The sequence below is a fragment of the Enterobacter cloacae complex sp. HYC080_NIDB genome (genome assembly GCF_056673325.1).
In genome coordinates this window covers 76,825-101,390 of record NZ_CP114212.1, presented here as the reverse complement: position 1 = coordinate 101,390, position 24,566 = coordinate 76,825, and the positions used below count along the sequence as shown (strand labels likewise).

Below are 24,566 nucleotides of genomic sequence, written 5' to 3'. Positions count from 1 at the left end.
CTTAATTCGCTTATTTAGCGTGGAGAATTGAAATGCGACATCCTTTAGTGATGGGTAACTGGAAACTGAACGGCAGCCGCCACATGGTAAACGAGCTGGTTGCGAACCTGCGTAAAGAGCTGGCTGGCGTAACGGGCTGCGCGGTTGCTATCGCTCCGCCGGATATGTACCTGGATCTGGCTAAACGCGCCGCTGACGGCAGCCACATCATTCTGGGTGCACAGAACGTTGACGTTAACCTGTCTGGCGCGTTCACCGGTGAAACTTCCGCTGAAATGCTGAAAGATATCGGCGCAAAATACATCATCATCGGCCACTCAGAGCGTCGCACCTACCACAAAGAATCCGACGAGTTCATCGCGAAGAAATTCGCTGTGCTGAAAGAGCAGGGTCTGATCCCGGTTCTGTGCATCGGTGAAACCGAAGCAGAAAACGAAGCGGGCAAAACCGAAGAAGTGTGCGCACGTCAGATCGACGCGGTTCTGAAAACGCAGGGCGCAGCAGCGTTCGAAGGTGCAGTCATTGCTTACGAGCCAGTCTGGGCGATCGGTACCGGCAAATCTGCAACGCCAGCGCAGGCTCAGGCCGTGCACAAATTCATCCGTGACCACATTGCAAAAGCCGACGCGAAAGTGGCTGAGCAAGTGATTATCCAGTACGGCGGTTCCGTAAACGCATCCAACGCTGCTGAGTTGTTCACCCAGCCAGACATCGATGGCGCGCTGGTTGGCGGTGCATCCCTGAAAGCTGACGCTTTCGCGGTGATCGTTAAAGCGGCAGAAGCGGCTAAACAGGCGTAATTGCCTTTGCGGCGGGTGGCGCTTCGCTAACCCGCCCTACGCTCTTCTCCTCCCTCTCCCTTCGGGAGAGGGTTGCGCGGACTACACTTTCCCCAGCAAGCTAAACCACAGATAATCCAGCGGCAGCAGCACCAGGTACGTCGCAACGGCCAGCGCCAGACAGAGCATCATCCCCGCCTTTGCAGGCACCTTCCCTAGCCCCATCGCCACAACAATCGGCGACGCCTGATACGGCAGCAGCGGCGTGGAATAACCCAGTACCTGAATCATAATCACCGACAGCAGCGGGAAGCCGGTGGCATCTGAGAAGCTCTGTGCCAGGGTGGTATACAGCGCCGGAACGCCGTTGGCAGTCATAATGAAGTTGAGCGCGGTGGTGATACCGGTCAGCGCCAGGAAACTGGTGAACGGTTTGTCTGCGTCCAGCGGCATAATGCGGAGCAACGCTTCGCCCACCGCCGTACCGATACCGGTTTGCGTCACCACGATGGCCAGCCCAAGAATGCCTGCAACATAGAGACAAGTACGCATATTCACCCCCGCAGAAAACTCTTCCCCGGTGATAAAACCAACGCGCGGCAGCATAACGATGACGGACGCCGCCAGCCCAGTCCATGCCGGCCCAATACCATGCCAGCTCTCCGTGACCCACATCACCAGCACCACCGCCAGCAGCCAGGCGAGGCGCTTTTCATCCTGCCCCATGGGTTCAGATGGCGCCAGATCCTTCGGCGGTTTTGGGCTGCCGGGGAATAACCAGCAGATGAGGCCAATCAGGATCAGCCCTTTGAGAATGCCCAGCACCGGGGTGTGCAGCAGCAGATACGGAACATAGTTCAGGTGGATGCCGTACGAGCCTTCCGCCGCACCGCTCATCACCAGGTTAGGGACGTTAGCAGGCAGGATAGTTGCCGAGAGCTGAAAAGTGCCGAACCCCACGGCCAGCGCCAGACCAAACCAGGCGCGGGAACCGTCAGGGATACCGGCACGTTTCGCCATCGCCGCAACAATCGGCATCAGCAGCGCAATACGCCCCATATTCGACGGCATCACAAACGCCAACGCATAGCTCAGCAGCACCACACTCGCCACCATCAATATCCAGGAATCGGTAAGCTTTGCTGACAGCGCCCGGGCGGCCCTGTCAGCCAGACCGGTTTTACGGATCGCCACCCCCAGTACAAAACCGCTGAATACCAGCCAGAAAGCCGACGAGGCAAAGCCGCCGAAAATGACTTCCGGCGGGGCAATTCTGGCGGCCATCGCTGCCGTGAAAAACAGCAGCGCGGTGATAAATTCTGGCAATAGCGACGTCGCCCATAGCACGATGGTGACGCCAACAATCAACGAAGGCAGCAGCAGAGGATGAGATAACCAGAGCGACATACCTGTCTCCTGTAGATTTTTTCAGCAAGTCTACGGCGACAGGCAGGACGAGTAAACGCTATTTATGGTGGGGTCACTTCAGGATAGTGCATTGATGATCCTGCAATTCCTCAGCCGAGGCGCGGTTAAGCATGAGCAGGTTTCGCTCGGTCGCCAGCAAAACAAACGAACCATCCGACTGCTGCGCCATCGCCAGCGCAAAGCGCCCCATGTGGTCGCGCGCTTCGGGTAGCTCTTCCGCCAGCATCATAAACGGGCTGCGCTGGACCAGTTCATTCTCCGTTACCCGTCGGGCAAGATACTCGTGCCCCTCCAGCCCACCGGGCAGAGGTAGCCACTGGGTGCTAATGTCGCCCTGTGCCGCATTGAGTTTCTCACGTACGTCCGGGCGCAGACAGGAGATATGAATATGGAAATGGTTCTGCGTACGGCCAGTCGGCGAGTTAATCGTCAGTGAAATGGCGCTGTCAGGCACCTCAGATCCCCGCTTCAGGGTCATAAAGCTGCGCGACTGCCACGCCAGCCAGAAGAAATTTGGCGTGTGAGGCTCGGTCAGGAGCGGGCTTTCGGTTCCATTAATGCGGTATGTCGGCATCAGCAGATACTGCAACGGCCCGTTGCGGTCTTTAAATACGACATAGCCCGCATCAGGCTTCACCTGTGCGCAGGGTGCCGGGTTACGGTGTTGCAGTTGATTAGGCAGGCACTGGTCGAGAACGATATGACGCAACGCATTCGGATTACCCGCTTTTATCCAGTACACGCCGCCAGCGGCAAGGGCGATGATAATAAGGATCAATAAGATAATTTTTTTCACAACGCGTTCCCTGTTTTCGATAGAGGCGAAAGAGTAACGCAAAATGATGACCAAATAAAAAACCCGGTGGATTTCTCACACCGGGTCACCGTGCCGTTTGATAACGCTTAGCGCTGGCTAATCTGATCGAAGGTGCCGCCATTAGAGAAGTGCTCTTTCTGCGCTTTCGTCCAGCCGCCGAACACATCATCAATGGTGAAGAGTTTCAGTTTCGGGAATTCCCCTTCATATTTCTTCGCAACAGCCGCATCGCGTGGACGATAGTAGTTTTTCGCCGCAATTTCCTGGCCTTCAGGCGAGTAGAGATATTTCAGGTAGGCTTCCGCCACCGCTTTTGTCCCTTTCTTATCAACCACTTTGTCGACCACGGAAACAGTCGGCTCGGCAAGAATAGACTCACCTGGGGTCACAATCTCGAACTTGTCTTTGCCCAGCTCGTGGGTGGCCAGCAGGGCTTCGTTTTCCCATGCGATCAGCACGTCGCCGATACCGCGCTCGACGAAGGTGTTGGTGGCGCCACGCGCGCCGGAGTCCAGCACTTCGACGTTTTTGTACAGCGCTTTCACGAACTCCTGCGCTTTGGCCTGGTCACCGTTGTTGTGATGCAGCGCGTAACCCCAGGCCGCCAGGTAGTTCCAGCGAGCGCCGCCGGAGCTTTTCGGGTTTGGTGTAATCACTGACACGCCCGGTTTTACCAGGTCGTTCCAGTCTTTAATCTGTTTCGGGTTGCCTTTACGTACCAGGAAGACGATGGTCGAGGTGTATGGCGCAGAGTTATCCGGCAGGCGTTTGATCCAGTTTTTGTCGATACGACCACGCTCGGCAATGGCGTCGACATCGTAGGCCAGCGCAAGGGTCACCACGTCGGCTTCGATACCGTTGATGACGGAGGTCGCCTGTTTACCGGAGCCGCCGTGAGACTGGCGAACCACGACATTGTCGCCAGTTTCCTGTTTCCAGTGCGCCGCAAATGCTTTGTTGTACTGCTCGTACAGCTCACGCGTCGGGTCGTAAGACACGTTCAGTAACTGGATATCCTTCGCCAGAACGCTGGTCGATGCCAGCAATAATGTTAAACCCACGCCCCATTTATTCATCGCCCGGCTCTCTTGTGTAGTGTTTTGATGAATGCAGCGTGCCAGAAAGCGATTCGATGATTAAAGAATAAAAAAAGATTGGCTATAACGTAGAGGAATAAAAAGAAGAATGTGAGCAGCCAGATGCCCTCACCCCAACCCTCTCCCACGGGAGAGGGAGCAAACATAAAAAACGGTAACCCAAGGGTTACCGTTTTGCATTTACCTTGCCACCGGGCAACAGAGCCGATCAGTACAGTTTTTTCGCGCAGTCCAGCCAGTCACCTTTGAACGGACGCTTCATGTTTTCAATCGCGTCGATGATGTCATGGTGAACCAGTTTTTCGTTCTGAATACCGACGCAACGGCCGCCGTGACCCTGCAGCAGCAGATCGATAGCGTACGCGCCCATGCGGGACGCCAGAATGCGGTCGTAAGGGCCAGGGGAACCGCCACGCTGGATATGACCCAGTACGGTCGCGCGGGTTTCGCGCTTGGTTTCGGCTTCGATGTACTTCGCCAGCTCGTCAACGTCACAGATGTGTTCGGTGATAGCCACGATCGCGTGTTTTTTACCTTTCGCGATGCCGGCTTTGATTTCAGCGACCAGATCTTCACGGCTGAATTCCACTTCCGGAACCACCACGAACTCACAACCACCGGCAATCGCCGCGGCCAGGGTCAGGTCACCGCAGTAACGCCCCATCACTTCAACGATAGAGATACGCTGGTGAGAAGACGAGGTATCGCGCAGACGGTCGATCGCTTCAACAACGGTACCCAGTGCAGTAAAGAAGCCGATAGTGTAGTCAGTACCTTTGATGTCGTTGTCGATGGTGCCCGGCAGACCGATGCACGGGAAACCCATTTCGGTCAGACGTTTTGCACCCATGTAAGAGCCGTCACCGCCGATAACCACCAGCGCGTCCAGACCGCGTTTTTTCATGTTCTCGATAGCCACTTCACGGATGTGTTCGTCACGGAATTCCGGGAAGCGCGCAGACCCAAGGAAGGTACCGCCACGGTTAATCATGTCGGACACGCTGTAACGGTCGAGCTGAACCATACGATCTTCATACAGACCCAGGTAACCATCATAGATACCAAAAACTTCCAGACCTTCCGTCAGCGCTGCACGGACAACACCACGAATTGCCGCGTTCATGCCCGGCGCATCACCGCCGCTTGTCAACACACCGATTTTCTTAATCATGACTACCTCTGAACTTAGGAATGCAAAATTGAAATCTGTTGCCGGAAGAAACTTATCGACCAACGAATACTGCAAATAGTATATCAATCCCTTCCAGCTGAATTGATTCAGGTCAGACCAAATGGCGGTAATTTATACACAAAATGCTGGCCTGGCTCACTTTTTTACAACCAATTACGAAAGCCCCACGTGTCCGGGTACAACCGAGCAGGGATCCTGGTGAATAATGACATCTGAACCAGGAAAACGCTGCAAAATTGCCTGCTCGACCTGCTCAGCAATCACGTGAGCCTGTACCAGTGGCAGGTTGTCTTCCATTTCAATATGAATCTGAATAAAGCGGGTCGGCCCTGACTGCCGCGTTCGAAGATCGTGTGCACCGCTGACGCCAGGCCAGGAGGTCACAAGAGAAAAAATTTCATTGCGTTCTGCGTCCGGAAGGGCTCGGTCAAGCAACGATTGCACCGCGTCATACCCCATCCGTAAGGCGCTATACAAAATATAGATGCCGATACCTAACGCAAATAGCGCATCGGCCCGGTGCCAGCCATACCAGGCCAGGCCCAGCGCAATAAGAATTGCCCCATTCATCATAACATCAGATTGATAATGAAGCATATCCGCCCGTACAGCCTGGCTTTGCGTTTTGCGAACCACCCAGCGCTGGAACGTTACCAGAACAAGTGTGCTTATAAGTGCAACGACCGTCACCACTACGCCCACGCCGGGATCGTTCATCGGTGTCGGCGAGACGAGATGCTGAATGCCGGTCAAAAACAGGAACAGTGCAGAACCGGAAATAAACATGCTTTGCGCCAGCGCGGCCAGCGACTCCGCTTTTCCATGCCCAAACGTGTGCTCTTCATCCGCGGGCTGCAGTGAATAGCGCACTACCAGCAGGTTGGTCAGCGAGGCGGCAATATCCATTAGCGAATCCACCAGCGCCGCCAGAATACTGACCGAACCGGTATACCACCAGGCAAAGATTTTAATCAGTAAGAGGCCAGACGCCACAACGGTTGCCGCAATAGCGGCCCGGCTTACCAGCCTTCCATAGGATTGATTCATAAACGCTCCTGTCATGTCTTGCCGCTAGTATAACGGAAGCATAGGGGGACGGAGGATGAATAAACGGTTAACAAATCAGAATGCGGGGCAAAAAAAACCCCCACATCATGTGGGGGAAGACAGGGATGGTGTCTATGGCAAGGAAAACAGGGTTTACTGGTTACTACGGGTACTGCTATTGCTACTGAAAAGCGTCGCATCCAGGCTTCGCTGCATCCGTGCAACCTCACGCAACTGGTCCATTCGTTGCTGATGTCGGGTGTTCAAAACCGCTTGCTGCTCGGGCGTTAGCAGGTGGAACATCTGGTTACGGACCTTCGCCATCTCTACCTGGCGGGCAACCTGTTCCTGTGCCATTTTTTCGGCCTGAGCGCGTACAGCGCTTTCGTTAAAATTTTCTGCGGTGACAAGGCGATGCATTGTCTCCATTTCGCTAACATTAACAGGGGGCTGGTCGTGTCGTGCCCTCTGCATCAGATCTCGCATCTGTTGACGCTGATGTTCGGTTAAACTTATGCCGTCAAACATATGGCTTTGGCTACTGAGCTGCGTTGCGCCCTCTGGTGAGGGACCGGTATCGCCGTTGATAGCTACAGCGGCCTGGCTAAACGCACTGAACGCCAGCGTTGAGGCCATGACGGCAGCGGTAACTTTGCGCATCACTTGCTCCCAAAATCTTTCGTGTCGCGATTCAACGAGAGACAGTCTACGATTCAGGCTGCAAACATGCGTCAGGGGGTGTAAAACAACGTAAAGTCATGGATTAGATAGCCTTGATGTCGTAATTTCTGCCTCGGAGGTATTTAAACAATGAATAAAATCCTGTTAGTTGATGATGACCGAGAGCTCACATCCCTTTTAAAGGAGTTGCTCGACATGGAAGGTTTCAACGTCCTGGTTGCCCATGATGGCGAGCAGGCGCTGAGTCTCCTTGACGACAGCATCGATTTACTTTTGCTCGACGTCATGATGCCGAAGAAAAACGGTATTGATACGCTGAAAGAGCTTCGCCAGACACACCAGACCCCCGTTATCATGCTGACCGCCCGCGGCAGCGAACTTGACCGCGTTCTCGGCCTTGAGCTGGGTGCGGATGACTATTTACCGAAACCGTTCAACGATCGTGAACTGGTGGCCCGTATTCGCGCTATCCTGCGCCGTTCCCACTGGAGCGAGCAGCAGCAGAATACCGACAACAGCTCACCCACGCTGGAAGTGGACTCCCTGAGCCTGAACCCAGGTCGTCAGGAAGCGAGCTTCGACGGTCAGACCCTGGAGTTGACCGGCACAGAGTTCACCCTGCTTTATCTGCTGGCGCAGCACCTCGGCCAGGTGGTATCGCGTGAACACCTGAGTCAGGAAGTGCTGGGCAAACGTCTCACCCCGTTTGACCGCGCCATCGACATGCACATCTCTAACCTGCGCCGCAAGCTGCCAGAGCGTAAAGACGGTCACCCATGGTTTAAAACCCTGCGTGGTCGCGGCTATCTGATGGTTTCCGCTTCATGATAGGCAGCTTAACCGCCCGCATCTTTGCCATCTTCTGGCTGACGCTGGCCCTGGTTTTAATGCTCGTGTTGATGTTGCCAAAACTCGACTCACGCCAGATGACGGAGCTTCTTGACAGCGAGCAACGTCAGGGCGTGATGATCGAGCAGCATGTTGAAGCGGAGCTGGCAAACGATCCGCCGAACGATTTGATGTGGTGGCGCAGGCTGTTTCGCGCTATCGACAAGTGGGCGCCGCCCGGGCAACGCCTTTTGCTGGTCACCAGCGAAGGCCGCGTCATTGGGGCCGATCGCAATGAAATGCAGATTATCCGTAACTTTATTGGCCAGGCGGATAATGCCGATCACCCACAGAAAAAGAAATATGGTCGGGTAGAGATGGTCGGTCCTTTCTCGGTACGGGATGGGGAAGACAATTACCAGCTCTATTTGATTCGCCCTGCGAGCAGTTCCCAGTCCGATTTCATCAACCTGCTGTTTGACCGTCCGCTCCTGCTGCTGATTGTTACCATGCTGGTCAGCTCGCCGCTGCTGTTATGGCTGGCGTGGAGTCTGGCAAAACCCGCACGTAAGCTGAAAAACGCCGCCGATGAAGTGGCGCAGGGTAACCTGCGACAACACCCTGAGCTGGAAGCGGGGCCACAGGAATTCCTTGCCGCCGGGACCAGTTTTAACCAGATGGTCAGCGCGCTCGATCGAATGATGACCGCACAGCAGCGTCTGCTATCGGACATCTCGCACGAGCTGCGCACCCCGCTTACGCGTTTGCAGCTTGGCACCGCGCTGTTGCGCCGCCGCAGTGGGGAAAGTAAAGAGCTGGAACGTATTGAAACGGAAGCTCACCGCCTGGACAGCATGATCAATGACCTGCTGGTGATGTCACGCAACCAGCAGAAAAACGCGCTGGTCAGCGAAACGGTGAAAGCCAATCATCTGTGGCATGAGGTGCTGGACAACGCGGCGTTCGAAGCGGAACAGATGGGCAAATCCTTCACCGTCAACTTCCCGCCGGGTCCATGGCCGCTGTACGGCAACCCCAACACGCTGGAAAGCGCGCTGGAGAATATTGTGCGTAACGCTCTGCGCTACTCGCATACCAAGATTGAGGTGGCGTTCTCGGTAGATAAAGACGGGATCACCGTTATCGTGGATGACGACGGTCCTGGCGTCAGCCCTGAAGATCGGGAGCAGATTTTCCGTCCGTTCTACCGTACTGACGAAGCGCGCGACCGTGAATCCGGCGGTACAGGTTTGGGTCTGGCAATTGTTGAAACCGCCATGCAACAGCATCGCGGCTGGGTGAAAGCTGACGACAGCCCGCTGGGCGGGTTGCGGTTAACGCTGTGGCTGCCGTTGTATAAGCGTTCATAACTGTATGTGCCGGGTGGCGGCTTCGCCTTACCCGGCCTACTTTCTGCGGAGCACTATTTTCCCCACAATCTCCGCGAATTATCTTCGATCTTGTTGCTTAACCGCCGCTTCTGCATTGTTCTGGTCCAGCTGGTCGATAACCCCGCCGCAGACAGCAACCGATGATATTGTTCATCATCAAACGGCATATGCCAGGCGATGGCGCAGGCGTCATACACCGACACGTCGCTCAGGCGCGAAGCCAGCTCAAGCGGCGCATCCGCCGAAACCTGCCCGGCCAGCACCACACGGTACAGCCAGCCGGTTTTACCCGCGCTTTGCAGCTGGGCCGACATATCCTGAATGCCGAAGTGGTAGTTGAGCTTGAAGCACGGCGAGCGAGGCTGCGTCACCTGAATCAGGGCGTCGCCCCAGCGATAAATATCGCCGATAAACACGTTCTTTTCCGTCAGCCCTTCCGTCGAGAGATTCTCACCAAATGCAGGCGCGACGAAGAGGTCCGCCTGGTCAGGAAATTCGGTTTTCCAGTGCTGATAGTGCTCGCGAGGATAGTGACACAGCGCGCGATCCGGCCCGCCGTGGATTTTCTTTTCGGCCTGCTCATCGCCTGCCAGCCCAAGGTCGGTTAAGGTCAGTTCACCGTCAACCTGCACTTTCGCGATGGCGCTCGGGCGGCTGCCGTCGTACTCCCTTACCTTGCCTGTAAACACATTCACCGGGTAATGCATCGCTGCCTCCATTACGCAGATACAAAAAAAGCGAGTCATCAGACTCGCTTCTCACAGGCGTCAATGCAACCTTATTTTTTAGCGGCGAAACGCGCTGCTGCTTCGTCCCAGTTCACCACATCCCAGAACGCTTTGATGTAGTCAGGGCGACGGTTCTGGAACTTCAGGTAGTAAGCGTGTTCCCACACGTCCAGACCCAGGATCGGGAAGCCGGATGCGCCAGAGATCGCTTCACCCATCAGCGGGGAGTCCTGGTTAGCAGTGGAAACCACCGCCAGTTTGTCACCTTTCAGAACCAACCACGCCCAGCCAGAGCCGAAACGGGTTGCAGCGGCTTTTTCGAATTCCGCTTTGAAGTTGTCAACGGAGCCGAAGTCGCGCTCGATAGCCGCTTTCAGGTCGCCCTGCAGGGTGGTACCGGTTTTCAGGCCTTTCCAGAACAGGCTGTGGTTAGCGTGGCCGCCCGCGTTGTTACGCAGAACGGTTTTCTTGTCCGCTGGCAGCTGGTCCAGTTTAGTGATCAGTTCTTCAGCAGACAGGTTAGCGAACTCTGGCAGGCTTTCCAGCGCAGCATTCGCGTTGTTCACATAGGTCTGGTGGTGTTTAGTGTGATGGATTTCCATCGTCTGCTTGTCGAAATGCGGTTCCAGTGCGTCGTAGGCATACGGCAGGGATGGCAGTGTATAACTCATAATCCTCTCCATTATTGTCGGGCGGCACAGCTGTTAATGCCGCGTAAGCAGTTGGTTCATTATAGTTAATTAAATGATATTGAAAATGATTATCAATGCCGTAGTTTTTGTAAGGTCATTCCTTTTCTGATGAAGCGTGAAAATGTGAATCTGCTCACGCGCTTAACGCGTTGATTGCCATTTAAAACCAAAGTGCGGCAGCCTCCCGAAGGTGGTCGTTCTGCTTAATTTTTACACTCATCGGGTCGGTGGGATGCCATTGACCGATAAAAACGATGAGGACGTAAACATGAATCATGCGATTACGATGGGTATTTTCTGGCATTTGATAGGTGCGGCCAGTGCAGCCTGCTTCTATGCTCCGTTTAAAAAAGTCAGGCAGTGGTCATGGGAAACCATGTGGTCGGTTGGCGGTGTGGTCTCCTGGATCCTGCTTCCCTGGGCCATCAGCGCCATGCTACTCCCGGATTTCTGGGGCTACTTCTCCTCTTTTAACGCCTCCACTCTGCTGCCGGTGTTTCTGTTTGGTGCCATGTGGGGCATCGGCAATATTAACTACGGCCTCACCATGCGCTATCTCGGCATGTCGATGGGGATCGGCATCGCGATTGGCATCACGCTGATTGTCGGCACTCTGATGACGCCCATCCTCAACGGTAACCTCGACGTGTTACTGAATACCGAAGGCGGCAGAATGACGCTGCTGGGCGTGCTGGTAGCGGTTATTGGCGTCGGAATAGTGACCCGCGCGGGCCAGTTGAAAGAGCGCAAGATGGGCATTAAAGCCGAGGACTTTAACCTGAAAAAGGGTCTGCTGCTGGCGGTAATGTGCGGCATCTTCTCCGCCGGAATGTCGTTTGCCATGAACGCCGCCAAACCGATGCACGAGGCGGCCGCCGCGCTGGGCGTCGACCCGCTGTACGTGGCGCTGCCCAGCTACGTGGTGATCATGGGCGGCGGCGCACTGGTTAACCTCGGCTATTGCGTAATTCGTCTGGCAAAAGTTGAGAGTTTGTCGCTAAAAGCCGACTTCTCACTGGCAAAACGGGTCATCATCACCAACGTACTGCTTTCGGCACTCGGCGGACTGATGTGGTACCTGCAGTTCTTTTTCTACGCCTGGGGACACGCCAGCATCCCGGCACAATATGACTATATGAGCTGGATGCTACACATGAGCTTCTACGTGCTGTGCGGCGGACTGGTGGGTCTCATCTTGAGGGAGTGGAACAATGCCGGACGCCGACCGGTGGGCGTTCTGAGCCTGGGCTGCGTGGTGATTATCATTGCGGCCAACATTGTCGGCCTCGGTATGGCGAACTGATTACGCCGCCCTGCGACTGTGATGACGCCATTGCACCGGCGTCATCCCTACCTCGCGATTAAAGACCACCGAAAAGTAGTTACTGTCCTCAAAGCCGCAGCGCATTGCCACGTCACTGACCATGAACTCTGTATGCTGGAGCAAATACTGGGCGTGGCAAATGCGCAGCTGGCGCAAATAGTGATTTACCGTCATGCCCGTCTGGGTACGGAACTGCTGACGCAGGGCACGTTCGCTGCACTGCTCCTGCTCGCAGAACTTTTCCAGAACAAAGCTTTTATTCAGGCTGGCCGCCAGCGTGGCAATCAGCTTATCGAGCAGGGTCTCCTGCTGCGTGGCGGAGGGGTTATCCGTCTCGTAGCGATGCCGTTTAAGCATCATCACCAGCTGTGCGAAGAGGATCTCCGCCATCGGGTTAGCCAGCGGATCGGTTTTATAGCTCTCCTGTTCAAGGAGGGAAATGGCCTGACGGATGGCAGTCATGCCGCTGCTGCTTAAACGCCAGTGCGGCGAGCCTTTCGCACCGTTGAAGCCGGGAATGCATGCTGCCCAGTCAACGTTAAGGCTGAGCCGATCGGGGCAGTAGATAACGTTCTGTAAAACCAGGTCATTCACCGAGGCGTAGGCGTGTTTATCTTCGGCACGAATGTAAAACAGATCCCCCCGGGTAATGCGGTAAGGCCGATCGTTGAGAATGTGCAGACCGTTGCCGCGCCACACCAGCACCAGCTCATAAAATTCGTGCGTGTGTTCAGCAAAGACGTTTTGCGGATAGCGATCCGCCACCGCAACAGCTTGTTCAGCGGAGGCAAAAAAGTCATCTTTGCGAAGAATTAACGGTGCGGCCACATCACCACCTCAACGGCGAAAACCTGACATTATTACCCGCTTTACGGCAGCAAAACGTTGACTGGGCTCGCGTTACTGTAGTGAGGTGTCCCTCCCCTGGCGAATATCACGCGGAGACCAGCTGAATTCCCGACGAAACAGCGTCGAAAAGTGGTTACTGTCGCCGAAACCGCAGCGATAAGCGATATCCGTGACGCTTTCATCACTGTGGCGAAGCAGGTGGCGCGCTTTTATCAGCCGCAGACGGTTAAGGTAACGCTGGGGCGTCTGCCCGGTTCGCTGCTTAAGCTGGCGGTGCAGGGTGCGCAGGGAGAGTGAAAAATGACTCGCCAGCATTTCCCAGCAGATATCCTCGGCAATATGTTCCTCCAGCCAGGCCATCAGCTGGTTCAGGCGGGCTTCGCTGCTCTCCCCCTCCACCGGGTTACTGCGGCGCAACGCCACCAGCAGCTGCATAAACAACATCTCGCGCGTGGCGAGCGCATGCATCTCCTGTCCGTCCTGACTCTGCTCCATCTGGAGCAAAATCTGGCGAACCTGCTGCAGCGTGGCCTGATTCACGCGCCAGTGCGACGGATAATGTCCTTCCTTCTCCTGCGGCAGTAGCTGATGAAGCCCCGCGAGAAACTGGAACGCGTCCGGGGATCGATAGAGCACGTTCGTCAGGCACAGGTTGTCGGTATGCTCATACAGATGCCGATCGTGGTCGCGCACAAAGCAGACTGTGCCGCCGCTGATGGTGTAGGGCTGACCGTTAAAGACATGGATGCCCGTGCCATGCTCAACAATCACGATTTCATGAAAATCATGATGATGCTCCGGGAAAGCCGCCTGCGGCAGCCGCGGCTCTATCGCCACAGGCGAACCATCCGCCGGAAAAAAGTCCACGCTGTGCAGTATGGTCATAACGCCCCCCACCAATGAGAAATGTTCTCAAAATAGTAAATAAGGCCTCTCACCCTCACCTTAAATTTTCGACAGCAAACGCCGCAAAACCTGCCTGTTTTTCAAGAATAAGCGGGAAAGATCCGGAATTGCGGTCAACGTCACAGTGGCTGAACGGCGCGCCTTCGCGGAAAAGTGTGAACCCCCTCACGTTCATCTTTGCTTTCTTGCCAGCACGGGTTGCGGACTGTCAGTGGCGAGAAGGTGGTTTTTTCGCCCCTTTTTTACACTCAGCGCTAATGATTTCAAGAAGGATCCGACCATGACCTTTCGCCATTGTGTCGCTGTGGATTTAGGCGCATCCAGCGGCCGTGTAATGCTCGCCACCTGGGACTGCGACCAGCACACCCTTTCCCTTCGCGAGATGCATCGTTTTGCGAACTGCCTGCAAAAACAGGACGGCTTTGATACCTGGAACATTGATGAACTTGAGACGGAGATCCGTACCGGGCTCAAAAAAGTCTGCGATAGCGGGATCCTCATCGACAGCATCGGCATAGATACCTGGGGCGTCGATTATGTCTTGCTGGACAGCAGCGGCGCTCGCGTTGGCCTGCCCGTCTCCTACCGCGACAGCCGCACGGATGGCCTGATGGCGCACGCCATCGCCCGGCTCGGTAAGGATGATATCTACGGGCGCAGCGGCATACAGTTTCTGCCGTTTAACACGCTGTATCAGCTGCGCGCGCTGGTCGAGCAGCAGCCAGGGCTGGCAGCAGACGTTGCCCATGTGCTGCTGATCCCGGACTACCTGAGCTATCGCCTGACCGGCAACATGAACTGGGAATATACCAACGCCACCACCACCCAGCTGGTCAACATCAACTCGGATAACTGGGATGAGCACCTGCTGGCCTGGACGGGCGCATCCCCGGCGTGGTTCGGTACGCCGACCCATCCCGGCAACGTCATCGGCCAGTGGGTGTGCCCGCAGGGGAATGCGATCCCGGTCGTTGCCGTGGCGAGCCACGATACCGCCAGCGCGGTTATTGCCTCACCGCTTTGCGGTAAAGATGCCGCCTATCTCTCTTCCGGCACCTGGTCGCTGATGGGCTTTGAAAGCAAAACGCCTTACGTCAGCGAGGAGGCAATGGCCGCAAATATCACCAACGAAGGCGGGGCCGAAGGGCGCTATCGGGTGTTAAAGAACATTATGGGGTTGTGGCTGCTCCAGCGGGTGCTTAAGGAGCAGAAAATTACCGATCTGCCCGGGCTTATCGCCGACACCGAAAAGCGCAAAGCCTGTACGTTCCTGATTCATCCCAATGACGATCGCTTTATCAATCCGGCGCACATGAGCACCGAGATCCAGGCCGCCTGCCGCGAGGCCGGACAGCCTGTACCATCAAGCCCGGCCGAACTGGCGCGCTGTATTTTTGACAGCCTTGCCCTGCTTTATGCGGATGTGCTGAGCGAGCTGGCCAGCCTTCGCGGCAGACCGTTCGACACGCTGCATATTGTTGGCGGCGGTTGCCAGAACGCGCTGTTAAACCAGCTTTGTGCCGATGCCTGCGGCATCACCGTGGTGGCGGGCCCGGTCGAGGCCTCCACGCTCGGCAATATCGGCATTCAGCTGATGACCCTTGACGAACTGGCCAGCGTGGACGATTTCCGCTCGGTAGTCACCGCCAGCGGCAGCCTGACCACGTTCCTTCCCGATCCCTGCCATGAAATTGCCCGCTACCGGGCGCAGTTTCAGCAAAACCGACTGACTAAGGAGCTTTGCGCATGACCACTCAACTTGAACAAGCCTGGAACCTGGCTAAACAGCGTTTCGCCGCCGTCGGCGTGGATGTCGAAGCGGCACTGCGTCAGCTCGACCGTCTACCGGTCTCCATGCATTGCTGGCAGGGCGATGACGTCGCCGGCTTCGAAAACCCAGGCGGTTCCCTGACGGGGGGTATTCAGGCAACCGGTAACTATCCCGGGAAAGCGCGCAACGCCACCGAACTGCGCGCCGATCTGACGCTGGCGCTCAGCCTGATACCCGGTCCGAAGCGCCTGAACCTGCACGCGATTTATCTGGAATCCGACGAACCGGTCGCGCGTAATGAAATCCAGCCGAAACACTTTAAAAACTGGGTGGCGTGGGCAAAAGCCAACGGTCTGGGCCTGGACTTCAACCCGTCCTGCTTCTCGCACCCGCTCAGCGCTGACGGCTTTACCCTCGCCCATCCCAGTCACGAGATCCGTCAGTTCTGGATCGACCACGTGAAGGCCTGCCGCCGCGTTTCAGCCTGGTTTGGTGAACAGCTTGGCACCCCGTCGGTGATGAATATCTGGATCCCGGACGGCATGAAGGACGTCACCATTGACCGCCTCGCCCCGCGCCAGCGCCTGCTGGCTGCACTGGATGAAGCCATTAGCGAGAAGCTTAACCCGGCGCACCATATTGATGCCGTGGAGAGCAAGCTGTTCGGCATTGGCGCGGAGAGTTATACCGTCGGCTCGAACGAGTTCTATATGGGTTACGCCACCAGCCGCCAGACTGCCCTGTGTCTGGATGCCGGGCACTTCCACCCGACGGAGGTCATCTCCGACAAAATTTCTGCCGCCATGCTCTACGTGCCGCGCCTGCTGCTGCACGTCAGCCGTCCGGTGCGCTGGGACAGCGACCATGTGGTGTTGCTGGATGACGAAACGCAGGCCATTGCCAGCGAGATCGTTCGCCACGACCTGTTCGACCGCGTCCATATTGGCCTCGACTTCTTTGACGCCTCCATCAACCGCATCGCGGCGTGGGTTATCGGCACCCGCAACATGAAGAAAGCGCTGCTTCGTGCCCTGCTGGAGCCCACTGAAGCACTGAAACAGCTGGAGCAGGAAGGTGACTACACGGCCCGCCTGGCGCTGCTGGAAGAGCAGAAATCGCTGCCGTGGCAGGCCGTGTGGGAAATGTACTGTCAGCGCAACGACGTACCAACAGGCAGCCAGTGGCTGGAGAACGTGCGGGCGTATGAGAAAGACGTGTTGAGCACACGCGGGTGATTCAACCCTCCCCGCAGTATAAGTAGGCCGGGTAAGCATAGCGCCACCCGGCATTTTCAAAGGAACCACAGTATGCAGACCATCACCCATTCCTGGTTCGTCCAGGGCATGATTAAAGCCACCTCTGACGCCTGGTTGAAAGGGTGGGATGAGCGTAACGGCGGCAACCTGACGCTGCGCCTGGACGATGCCGACATCGAGCCGTACGCCGCTGATTTCCATCAAAAACCGCGCTATATCGCCCTGAGCCGGCCGATGCCGCTGCTCGCTAACACGCCGTTTATCGTCACCGGATCCGGCAAGTTCTTTCGCAACGTCCAGCTCGACCCGCAGGCCAGTCTCGGCGTCGTGAGGGTGGACAGCGACGGCGCGGGCTACCACATTCTTTGGGGGCTCACGGACGAGGCAGTGCCCACCTCTGAACTGCCAGCGCACTTCCTCTCGCACTGCCAGCGCATCAAGGCGACCCACGGTAAAGACCGCGTCATCATGCACTGCCACGCCACCAATCTGATTGCCCTGACCTACGTGCTGGAAAACAACGCCGATCTCATCACCCGCAAGCTGTGGGAAGGCAGCACCGAGTGCCTGGTGGTCTTCCCGGACGGCGTCGGCATTCTGCCGTGGATGGTGCCCGGTACCGACGAGATCGGCCAGGCAACCGCCAAAGAGATGCAAAAGCATTCTCTGGTGCTGTGGCCGTTCCACGGTGTTTTCGGCAGCGGCCCGACGCTGGATGAAACTTTCGGCCTGATCGATACCGCTGAAAAATCAGCTGAAGTGCTGGTGAAGGTCTATTCCATGGGCGGTATGAAGCAGACCATTACCCGGGAAGAGCTGATTGCACTCGGTAAACGCTTTGGCATTACGCCGATGCAGTCGGCACTGGATTTGTACCCATAGCCGTCCGCGAAAGCGAATGGAGGCATGATGATCCGCAAAGCGTTTGTGATGCAGGTAAACCCGGACGCGCACGAGGAGTATGCGCGTCGCCATAACCCCATATGGCCCGAGCTTGAAGCGGTGCTGAAAGACCACGGCGCGCACCGCTACGCCATTTATCTCGACAAAGCACGCAACCTGCTGTTTGCGACCGTGGAGATTGAATCGGAGGAGCGCTGGCGCGCGGTAGCGAATACCGACGTCTGCCAGCGCTGGTGGGAACATATGGTCGACGTTATGCCGTCAAACCCGGATAACAGCCCGGTGAGTACGGAGCTTACCGAAGTGTTTTACCTGGACTGATGTGTTAACGCTGCTGCCCCCGAGGCGGCAGCAATCTCCTGCCTGCTGCTCAACGTAAACGCCGACACTACCGTAATTGCCAGTACGAAACAGCCCAGCATCAAATACGTCTCCTGGAAACCGATCCGGTCATACATATTTCCGGCAAAGGCAGAAAGGAAAATCGCCGCCGACTGTTTGGCAAACTGGAAGCCGATCAGATAGATAGTCGCCGACAGTCGGGTATCAAACACCCCGGTGATGTACTTAAAGGCGCCCACCAGCAGAAACGGGACTTCCAGCGCGTGCAGCATCTTCAGGGCAATCACCTCCACGGCGGTGGTAGCGAACGACGAGCCGATAATACGCGTCGCCATTATCACCCCGGCGATCAGCAGCGTATTTTTCGCGCCGATACGGTTAATGATCCACGGCGAGCAGAACATGATGATGGCGTTACAGATTTCCCCCGCCGTGGTGGCAAAGCCAAAGGCACGAGTGCCTTCCTGCGGCGTGGCGAAGAAGGTTTTAAAGAAGGTGGCAAACTGCTGATCGAAAACGTCATAAACGCAGGCAACGCCAATCACGTACAGAATGAACATCCACATTCTGCGCTGGCGGAACAGCTTAAAGACGGTTCTGGCAGTGATCTGCGGCTGGTTGGCTCCCAGGGCGTTCATCACCTGCGCCGTCTGGTTGGGCTTCGGCTTCGCGACCACCAGCAGCAGCATCAACAGCAATGCGGCCCCTGATCCCATCCAGAATACATACGACGGATCGATGCCGAACAGGATGCCGCCCGTAGACGCGCATAGCCCCCAGCCGAGACAGCCGAACATGCGCGCCTTGCCGTATTCGAAGAAACTGTTGCGGCTCACGCGTTCGATGTAGGCCTCGATTGCGCCCGATCCCGCCGAGAAGACAAAACCGATATATAACCCGCCGCTCAACGCCCCCAGCCAGATACTGGTTTTCAGCAGGGGCGCGAAGACGTACAGGAAGAACGGTGCGAACAGGAATAACAGCACCGAGATTATCCACAGCAGGTGTTTTTTCAGCCCCAGCTTGTCCGAAATCACCCCCAGCACCGGCTGGAACGCAATGGCCGACAGCGAGATGCAGGAGAAAACAATCCCGGTATGGGTTTTATTCAGGCCGATGATATCCGACAGCCAGATCGGCAGGAACGGAAAGCAGGTGGCCATGATGAAGAAGTAGAGAAAGAAGAACAGCCCGAAGATCCAGAAATTTGGGTTGTCTTTGTGGGTACAGGTTGTTGTGTTCATTATTTTTATCCTCAACGGAGGGCCAGTTTCCCGGCCCATCACCTTTACACGCGTTCCACGCCAATCAGAATGGCGGTTTCCGGATCGAGAATCGGCAGCGCAATGCCCGCCTGCATCAGCCACTCACCGCTCACCGTTTGCGGTGTTTCCATCCACGCCGGCAGCTTGCGCATGGTGTGCCCGCCTTCGCCCGTAATTTGAATATTCGGGTGATCGAGCAGCGCGACGCGGTACTGCGCGCTGGCCTCCAGCCCCGGCATGCGCAGCGGCATCATCAGGCTGTAATCCGGCATCGCGAGCTGGCTGACCATAAATAGCCCCTGCGCCTTGTCTTCGCTCACAATCCCCTGCGCCAGCGTGGTGGCGTCCGGCATATCAATCCGCCATTGGGTGCCGTGGTGGATCACCTCTCGCCACTGCTTGTGCAGCGCGGCGTAATGTCGATACCCCTCGCGCTCCTGCGCGTCCACGGTGAGCGGATCCAGCTCCAGCCCCATATGGCCAAACAGCGCCGTCAGGCCACGAAATTCAATGCTGTGCTGGCGGAAGGTGGCGTGGCATTTATGATGACCGATATGCGCCCCCATCACCTCCGGCGGGAAAAAATAGCTCATGCCACGCTGGATGGTGCTGCGCTCCAGTGCGTCGTTGTTGTCGGACGCCCAGAAGCGATGGCTCCGGCTCAGCACTTCGTAATCAATGCGCCCGCCGCCGGAAGAGCAGGATTCGAATTCAATATGCGGGAAGCGCTCGCCCAGCACATCCAGCAGCCGGTAAAACTGACGGGTCTGGGCGTCGGCGGCGGCTTTACCGTTGTGTCCCGGCTGCACCAGCTCGCGGTTCATGTCCCACTTCACGTAGTCGATCGCATGCTCGCCCAGCAGCCAGCTCATGCGTTCCACAAGATAATCAAAAGCCTGCGGAATGTTGAGGTTGAGCACCAGCTGATGACGCCCGGTCGCCTGGGCATAGCCCGGCAGCGCCAGCACCCAGTCAGGATGCGCGCGATACAGATCGGAGTCCGGGTTGATCATCTCCGGCTCAACCCAGATGCCAAACTCCATGCCGAGCCGTTTGACGTGGTCAATCACCGGCGTCAGGCCATTCGGATATTTTTTCTCATCCAGATACCAGTCGCCCAGCGCGGCGTGGTCGTCATTGCGGCCTTTGAACCAGCCGTCGTCAATAATAAAGCGCTCCACGCCCAGCGTGGCGGCCTCGTCGGCCATGCGCATGATGTAATCCGGATCGTGGTTGAAGTAGATCCCCTCCCAGGTATTGAGGTGTACCGGACGCGGTTTATTTTCCGGGAAGCGGATGACGTTGTCGCGCAGGTAGCGATGGAAAGACTGGCTCATGCCGTTCAGGCCCCGCGGGGAGTAGCTGGCATACAGGCGCGGTGTCCAGAGCGTATCGCCCTCTTCTATCGCCATTTCCCCCGACAGGTAGAGCGCTTCGGCCTGAATATAACGGCGACCGTCGGTTTTCGCTTCCGCGCGCAGGCGATGGTTCCCGCTCCAGCCCAGATGCACGCCCCAGACGTCACCCTGCATTTCGCTGAACGATGGCGTACCGGCTATCAGTGCAGGAAAGTGTTCGTGGGAGGTTTTACCCCGGCGGTTTTCAATCACAACGCTGTCGTGCTCAAGGTTTACGCGGTGCGGCTGGAACTCTCTGATCCAGCGTCCGTGGAAGGCCATCACCTCCCGGGCGCGCTCGGCCACCGGCAGCGTGACGGCAAAGCGGTCAACCTGCCAGGGACGTGCTTTCAGGTTCGTTAAACCGTGACGAACCACCAGCACGCCGCTGTCGTCCAGCGCCAGCTCGCTGGTCAGACGCAGGCCCGCATAGTCATCTTCAGCGGTAATCGTCAGGGTGTTTAATTCCTGCTGTACCCGCGTAGTTCTGAATACCGGGGAACCGTCCAGCCCCTGTCGGTGCCCCTCAATACCCGGCGAGCCAAACAGGCCATGCCCGAGTTCAGCCATCAGCGTAACCGGAGAATCGACATCCAGCCTGCCGTTAGCAACGGGCCGGGAAAGGGTTTCAGCATTTTGTGGCGAAAAGTACTGAAGATGCGGCCCCCAGTAAATAATTTCGGCGAACGGGCGCGTTTTTATCACCACATCTACCGTCGCGCTTTCAAGTCGTAAAATAGAATCTTGCATCAGACATCTCCTGTCATGGGATGCCTTGAGTTTTGATCCGAAACGTTTCGGATACAAACCAAAACGTTTCGGTTTTGTGATCGGGTTTAGAAAATGGAGATATTCAGGCCGTCTGGCCGGGGGAGAATTCCGGTTGCCAGAGCACCTGAAGCTGCGCAATATCGTCGCCGTTAATTAGCCGGCGGACCATGTCGGCAATCTGTTTTCCGACACCCTGACGGGTGGACTGGATCACCGACGCCACGTCGGTATCGACGATACTGTCCTGCGGCAGTCCGTCGTAGACCACCAGCGACACGGCGTTGTCGCCGGATAAACGCCCCAGCTGTTCGAGCGCCATCGCCGCCCCGTCGCCGTGGGTGTTGCAGTCAGTAATGATCGCCGTGGGCGGTTGCGGCAGGGCAAGCAGTTCTTTCGTGGTGGCATATCCCACGCGGCGCGACGGCGGCATGGCGCGCAGCCATTCGCTGGAAAGCCCGGCTTCCCGCAGAGCGTCCAGATAGCCCTGACGGCGCTGGGTGATAAATGCCTGATTATTGCTTTCGCCGAGCAGCGCAATACGCTGATGGCCTTTCTCAATCAGCCAGCGGGTAGCATTGTACGTACCGGCATAGTTATCGAAATCAAACCACGCGTAAGGCTGCGGCAGCTGGCTGCGCCCAAGCGCCAGGAAAGGGAACCCGGCGGCCTGCAGCTGCTCAAGCCGCGGATCGCGATCCAGCGTATGCGCCACAATCAGCGCGTCGACGCGCCGGCTCTGTACCATGCGCATATAGCTGTGCTTATCCGCCAGATCGTCATCGGCAATGAGCAGTAAGTCGATCTCATGTCGCGCCAGTTCGTGGCTAATTTCGCCGACCATGTCCATAAATACGCTGTTATTGAGCGGAACAGGATGTACGGGAAACACCAGCCCGACCGCGTCAATTTTGCCCATCTTCAGGCGACGGGCGAAGGTGTTAGGTCGGTAACCACGGCGCTGAGCCTCGGCTTCCACGCGGGCGCGCGTCTCAGCAGAGACGTCGTCATAGCCGTTGAGGGCGCGGCTGACGGTCGTAATGGAGAGTCCCAGCTCTTTGGCAATGGCTTTAAGCGACATGATTTTCCGTATCTACGTTAATTTTGTTCCGCCACCAGCAACGCATGCGTGTCTGGCTCCAGCGCCTTAAAAATGTGCGGCTGGTCGGCGGGGTAACAGATGTAATCCCCGGCGGCGAGCTCCTCTGCCGCATCCAGCAGGCCGACCAGGGCCCTTCCCTGCATGACGATAATATGTTCTACCGAGCCAGGCGAATGCGGCTGAGAAATGCGGTCTGCACCCGGCTGGGTCATCAGGAGATAGACATCCCGTCGCGCGCCTGGCGGGCACGCAGCCAGCAGTATGGCTTCATAGTTTGCCTGTCCGGCAACCACTTTCGTTCCTTCACCACGGCGGATCACCTGCGTGCTCGGCAACTGTGGCTCCAGCAAACGGGCGAAGGGAATATCAAGCGCCACGCAGAGCGACCACAGCGTCTCCAGGCTGGGGTTGCCGTTGCCGGATTCCAGCTGGGAAAGCGTGGATTTAGCGATCCCGGCACGGCGGGCAATTTCCGCCAGTGAAAGCCCGGTTCGCAGGCGTTCTCGCACCAGGCTTTTGGCGATTACGCTAATTGGCTGCGTCATATAACGGCCCTTTTGTTCTATAAATCGAACGAATCGTTCGTCTTGAAAAACAGTTCTGTTGCGTTCATTATAATGGATACACGTTCGATATGGCTAAAATTGTATGAAGCATCATCTCTCCTGCCTGAAAGGCGACACGATAAAAGCAATCATCCTGGTTTGCCTCGCGGTCGGCGTGGTCGGGATGTCTTACGGCTCACTGGCGATGGCCTACGGTTTCCCGCTTTGGGTGCCGTTTGTTCTCTCGCTCACCGTCCTCGCGGGCGCATCGGAATTTATGTTTATCGGCATTGTGGCCAGCGGCGGTAACGCTCTGGCGGCGGCGGCAGCCGGTTTGCTGGTCAACGCACGCCATGTGCCGTTTGGCGTGACGGTGCGTGAACTGGTAGGCAAGCGCGGCCTGAGCCTGTTGGGCTGCCACATTATGAATGACGAAAGCGTGGTGTTTGGCCTGTCGCAAAAAACGCCCGAGCAGCGTAAGGCGGCGTACTGGTTATGTGGTTTAGGCGTGGCAATTATCTGGCCGGTGGGCGCCTTGCTGGGCGCCATGGTCGGTAAGCTGCTCCCGGCCCCGGAAACCATCGGGCTGGATGCGGTCTTTCCGGCCATTCTGCTGGCGTTAGTGGTTCCCGCGTTTAAAAACCGTACCACGTTAATCCGCGCCTGTAGCGGTGCCGTGCTATCCCTGGCTGCCGTACCGTTTGCCCCGGTGGGATTACCGGTGCTGCTCTCTTTACTCGGTCTCGCTGCGAGGAAGAAATAATGGAAAATATGACGATTTTTATTCTCGGCATCGCCATTTTGTCTGCGGGAACCTATTTGATGCGTCTCGGCGGAGCAAAACTCGGCAACCGACTGGCACTCTCTGAACGATCTCAGGCACTGCTGTCAGATGCGGCAACGGTGTTGCTGTTTTCTGTGGCACTGGCGACCACATTTTATGAAGGGGAACATTTCGCCGGGATGGCGCGCGTGCTGGGCGTGGCGTTTGCGGTATTTCTGGCGTGGCGAAAAATGCCATTGATTGTGGTGATCATCGCGGCGGCAGTAGTGACGGCGCTACTGCGCGTGGCGGGTATAAACTAAAAAAAGCGCCCCGGGGGCGCTCTTTCGACGGTGTGACTGGCTTATTTATTCAGTTCAGCAGTCATGTGTACGCGGTTACCCGTGAATGCCTGGGTAATTTTGTAGGATGATGCACCCGCTTCCTGAGCCTGTGCCGCGATTTTAGCTTCAGCACCGTCGATGGTAGAGGCGGTTGCGGTCACAGTCTGTGCAGCGAAAGAACCGAAAGAAGCAGCCAGAGCGATTACAGCGACAAAAGTTTTGATGCTTTTCATGATATAAACCCTTTCATTAAGTTGTTCAGGTAAGGCACTGCGCCTTGATGAGATAAATACTAGACCTCATCGCGAACAACTAAAAGCGGAAGGATTTGCTATTATCATTCAAAATTAC

General features: G+C 56.6%; 25 protein-coding genes. 10 read left to right on the top strand and 15 right to left on the bottom strand.

Annotated features, from left to right (window positions below; translation table 11 throughout):
* Positions 1 to 32: 32 nt before the first annotated feature.
* Entirely contained in the window at positions 33 to 800 is a 768-nt protein-coding gene (gene tpiA, locus O1723_RS00445; protein WP_003862019.1) for a triose-phosphate isomerase, read from the top strand.
* 81 nt (positions 801 to 881) lie between these two features.
* Here the strand turns inward: tpiA and O1723_RS00440 are convergent, their stop codons facing one another.
* From O1723_RS00440 to cpxP, 6 genes are all read right to left on the bottom strand, one after another.
* A complete protein-coding gene (locus tag O1723_RS00440) occupies positions 882 to 2,186 on the bottom strand; it encodes an SLC13 family permease (RefSeq protein ID WP_014885711.1) in 1,305 nt (434 codons plus the stop codon).
* A gap of 73 nt (positions 2,187 to 2,259) precedes the next feature.
* Complete coding sequence (locus tag O1723_RS00435; RefSeq protein ID WP_014885712.1) at positions 2,260 to 3,003, bottom strand: CDP-diacylglycerol diphosphatase; 744 nt, start codon at positions 3,001 to 3,003, stop codon at positions 2,260 to 2,262.
* A 107-nt stretch (positions 3,004 to 3,110) separates the two neighbouring features.
* The gene (locus O1723_RS00430; RefSeq protein ID WP_014885713.1) at positions 3,111 to 4,100 is read right to left on the bottom strand and encodes a sulfate ABC transporter substrate-binding protein; all 990 of its coding nucleotides are present in this window, start codon (positions 4,098 to 4,100) and stop codon (positions 3,111 to 3,113) included.
* Positions 4,101 to 4,329: 229 nt separating this feature from the next.
* Positions 4,330 to 5,292 carry a 6-phosphofructokinase gene (gene pfkA / locus O1723_RS00425; RefSeq protein WP_014885714.1) on the bottom strand — a complete coding sequence of 321 codons (963 nt, stop codon included), beginning with the start codon at positions 5,290 to 5,292 and terminating at the stop codon, positions 4,330 to 4,332.
* A 174-nt stretch (positions 5,293 to 5,466) separates the two neighbouring features.
* A complete protein-coding gene (gene fieF, locus O1723_RS00420; protein WP_014885715.1) occupies positions 5,467 to 6,360 on the bottom strand; it encodes a CDF family cation-efflux transporter FieF in 894 nt (297 codons plus the stop codon).
* 153 nt (positions 6,361 to 6,513) lie between these two features.
* The gene (gene cpxP, locus O1723_RS00415; protein WP_014885716.1) at positions 6,514 to 7,020 is read right to left on the bottom strand and encodes a cell-envelope stress modulator CpxP; all 507 of its coding nucleotides are present in this window, start codon (positions 7,018 to 7,020) and stop codon (positions 6,514 to 6,516) included.
* Positions 7,021 to 7,170: 150 nt separating this feature from the next.
* Between cpxP and cpxR the strand changes: the two genes are divergently transcribed.
* On the top strand, positions 7,171 to 7,869 hold the full coding sequence (gene cpxR, locus O1723_RS00410) for an envelope stress response regulator transcription factor CpxR (protein ID WP_006179159.1): 699 nt from the start codon (positions 7,171 to 7,173) through the stop codon (positions 7,867 to 7,869).
* Positions 7,866 to 9,239, top strand: coding sequence for an envelope stress sensor histidine kinase CpxA (gene cpxA, locus O1723_RS00405; protein WP_014885717.1), 1,374 nt, complete (start codon positions 7,866 to 7,868; stop codon positions 9,237 to 9,239). Before cpxR ends, cpxA begins: the two co-directional genes overlap by 4 nt.
* A gap of 53 nt (positions 9,240 to 9,292) precedes the next feature.
* On the opposite strand, the gene yiiM is transcribed toward cpxA, so the two are convergent.
* Together yiiM and sodA are read right to left on the bottom strand one after the other, a co-directional pair.
* Positions 9,293 to 9,967 carry a 6-hydroxyaminopurine reductase gene (gene yiiM / locus O1723_RS00400; RefSeq protein ID WP_014885718.1) on the bottom strand — a complete coding sequence of 225 codons (675 nt, stop codon included), beginning with the start codon at positions 9,965 to 9,967 and terminating at the stop codon, positions 9,293 to 9,295.
* A 71-nt stretch (positions 9,968 to 10,038) separates the two neighbouring features.
* Complete coding sequence (gene sodA / locus O1723_RS00395; protein ID WP_004203668.1) at positions 10,039 to 10,659, bottom strand: superoxide dismutase [Mn]; 621 nt, start codon at positions 10,657 to 10,659, stop codon at positions 10,039 to 10,041.
* A gap of 289 nt (positions 10,660 to 10,948) precedes the next feature.
* Between sodA and rhaT the strand changes: the two genes are divergently transcribed.
* A complete protein-coding gene (gene rhaT / locus O1723_RS00390; protein ID WP_014885719.1) occupies positions 10,949 to 11,983 on the top strand; it encodes an L-rhamnose/proton symporter RhaT in 1,035 nt (344 codons plus the stop codon).
* On the opposite strand, the gene rhaR is transcribed toward rhaT, so the two are convergent.
* Together rhaR and rhaS are read right to left on the bottom strand one after the other, a co-directional pair.
* Entirely contained in the window at positions 11,984 to 12,832 is an 849-nt protein-coding gene (gene rhaR, locus O1723_RS00385; RefSeq protein ID WP_023336471.1) for an HTH-type transcriptional activator RhaR, read from the bottom strand.
* Between the two features lie 72 nt (positions 12,833 to 12,904).
* Positions 12,905 to 13,738, bottom strand: coding sequence for an HTH-type transcriptional activator RhaS (rhaS, locus tag O1723_RS00380; RefSeq protein WP_014885721.1), 834 nt, complete (start codon positions 13,736 to 13,738; stop codon positions 12,905 to 12,907).
* 301 nt (positions 13,739 to 14,039) lie between these two features.
* Between rhaS and rhaB the strand changes: the two genes are divergently transcribed.
* The 4 genes from rhaB (at position 14,040) to rhaM (ending at position 18,010) form a co-directional block, all read left to right on the top strand.
* Positions 14,040 to 15,509: a rhamnulokinase gene (gene rhaB, locus O1723_RS00375; RefSeq protein ID WP_014885723.1), complete on the top strand. Its 1,470-nt coding sequence runs from the start codon at positions 14,040 to 14,042 to the stop codon at positions 15,507 to 15,509.
* A complete protein-coding gene (rhaA, locus tag O1723_RS00370) occupies positions 15,506 to 16,765 on the top strand; it encodes an L-rhamnose isomerase (protein WP_014885724.1) in 1,260 nt (419 codons plus the stop codon). The genes rhaB and rhaA overlap by 4 nt, the downstream gene beginning before the upstream one ends.
* 72 nt (positions 16,766 to 16,837) lie before the next feature.
* Positions 16,838 to 17,668 (top strand): rhamnulose-1-phosphate aldolase, encoded by an 831-nt coding sequence (rhaD, locus tag O1723_RS00365; RefSeq protein ID WP_248191073.1) that lies wholly within the window; start codon positions 16,838 to 16,840, stop codon positions 17,666 to 17,668.
* Positions 17,669 to 17,695: 27 nt separating this feature from the next.
* Entirely contained in the window at positions 17,696 to 18,010 is a 315-nt protein-coding gene (gene rhaM, locus O1723_RS00360; RefSeq protein ID WP_014885726.1) for an L-rhamnose mutarotase, read from the top strand.
* Here the strand turns inward: rhaM and O1723_RS00355 are convergent.
* The 4 genes from O1723_RS00355 to O1723_RS00340 all read right to left on the bottom strand — a co-directional run bounded on the left by O1723_RS00355 (position 17,998) and on the right by O1723_RS00340 (position 23,108).
* Positions 17,998 to 19,275: an MFS transporter gene (locus O1723_RS00355; RefSeq protein ID WP_014885727.1), complete on the bottom strand. Its 1,278-nt coding sequence runs from the start codon at positions 19,273 to 19,275 to the stop codon at positions 17,998 to 18,000. The two genes, rhaM and O1723_RS00355, sit on opposite strands and share 13 nt — an antisense overlap.
* A gap of 44 nt (positions 19,276 to 19,319) precedes the next feature.
* Positions 19,320 to 21,443 carry an alpha-galactosidase gene (locus O1723_RS00350; protein ID WP_023336472.1) on the bottom strand — a complete coding sequence of 708 codons (2,124 nt, stop codon included), beginning with the start codon at positions 21,441 to 21,443 and terminating at the stop codon, positions 19,320 to 19,322.
* 103 nt (positions 21,444 to 21,546) lie between these two features.
* Complete coding sequence (locus tag O1723_RS00345) at positions 21,547 to 22,542, bottom strand: LacI family DNA-binding transcriptional regulator (protein ID WP_014885729.1); 996 nt, start codon at positions 22,540 to 22,542, stop codon at positions 21,547 to 21,549.
* A gap of 17 nt (positions 22,543 to 22,559) precedes the next feature.
* Positions 22,560 to 23,108: a helix-turn-helix domain-containing protein gene (locus O1723_RS00340; protein ID WP_014885730.1), complete on the bottom strand. Its 549-nt coding sequence runs from the start codon at positions 23,106 to 23,108 to the stop codon at positions 22,560 to 22,562.
* Positions 23,109 to 23,211: 103 nt separating this feature from the next.
* On the opposite strand from O1723_RS00340, the gene O1723_RS00335 reads away from it, so the two are divergent.
* The gene (locus O1723_RS00335; protein ID WP_479983854.1) at positions 23,212 to 23,871 is read left to right on the top strand and encodes an AzlC family ABC transporter permease; all 660 of its coding nucleotides are present in this window, start codon (positions 23,212 to 23,214) and stop codon (positions 23,869 to 23,871) included.
* Entirely contained in the window at positions 23,871 to 24,194 is a 324-nt protein-coding gene (locus O1723_RS00330; protein ID WP_014885732.1) for an AzlD domain-containing protein, read from the top strand. Before O1723_RS00335 ends, O1723_RS00330 begins: the two co-directional genes overlap by 1 nt.
* Before the next feature lie 41 nt (positions 24,195 to 24,235).
* Here the strand turns inward: O1723_RS00330 and O1723_RS00325 are convergent, their stop codons facing one another.
* The gene (locus tag O1723_RS00325) at positions 24,236 to 24,448 is read right to left on the bottom strand and encodes a YdgH/BhsA/McbA family protein (protein WP_014885733.1); all 213 of its coding nucleotides are present in this window, start codon (positions 24,446 to 24,448) and stop codon (positions 24,236 to 24,238) included.
* Positions 24,449 to 24,566 lie beyond the last annotated feature (118 nt).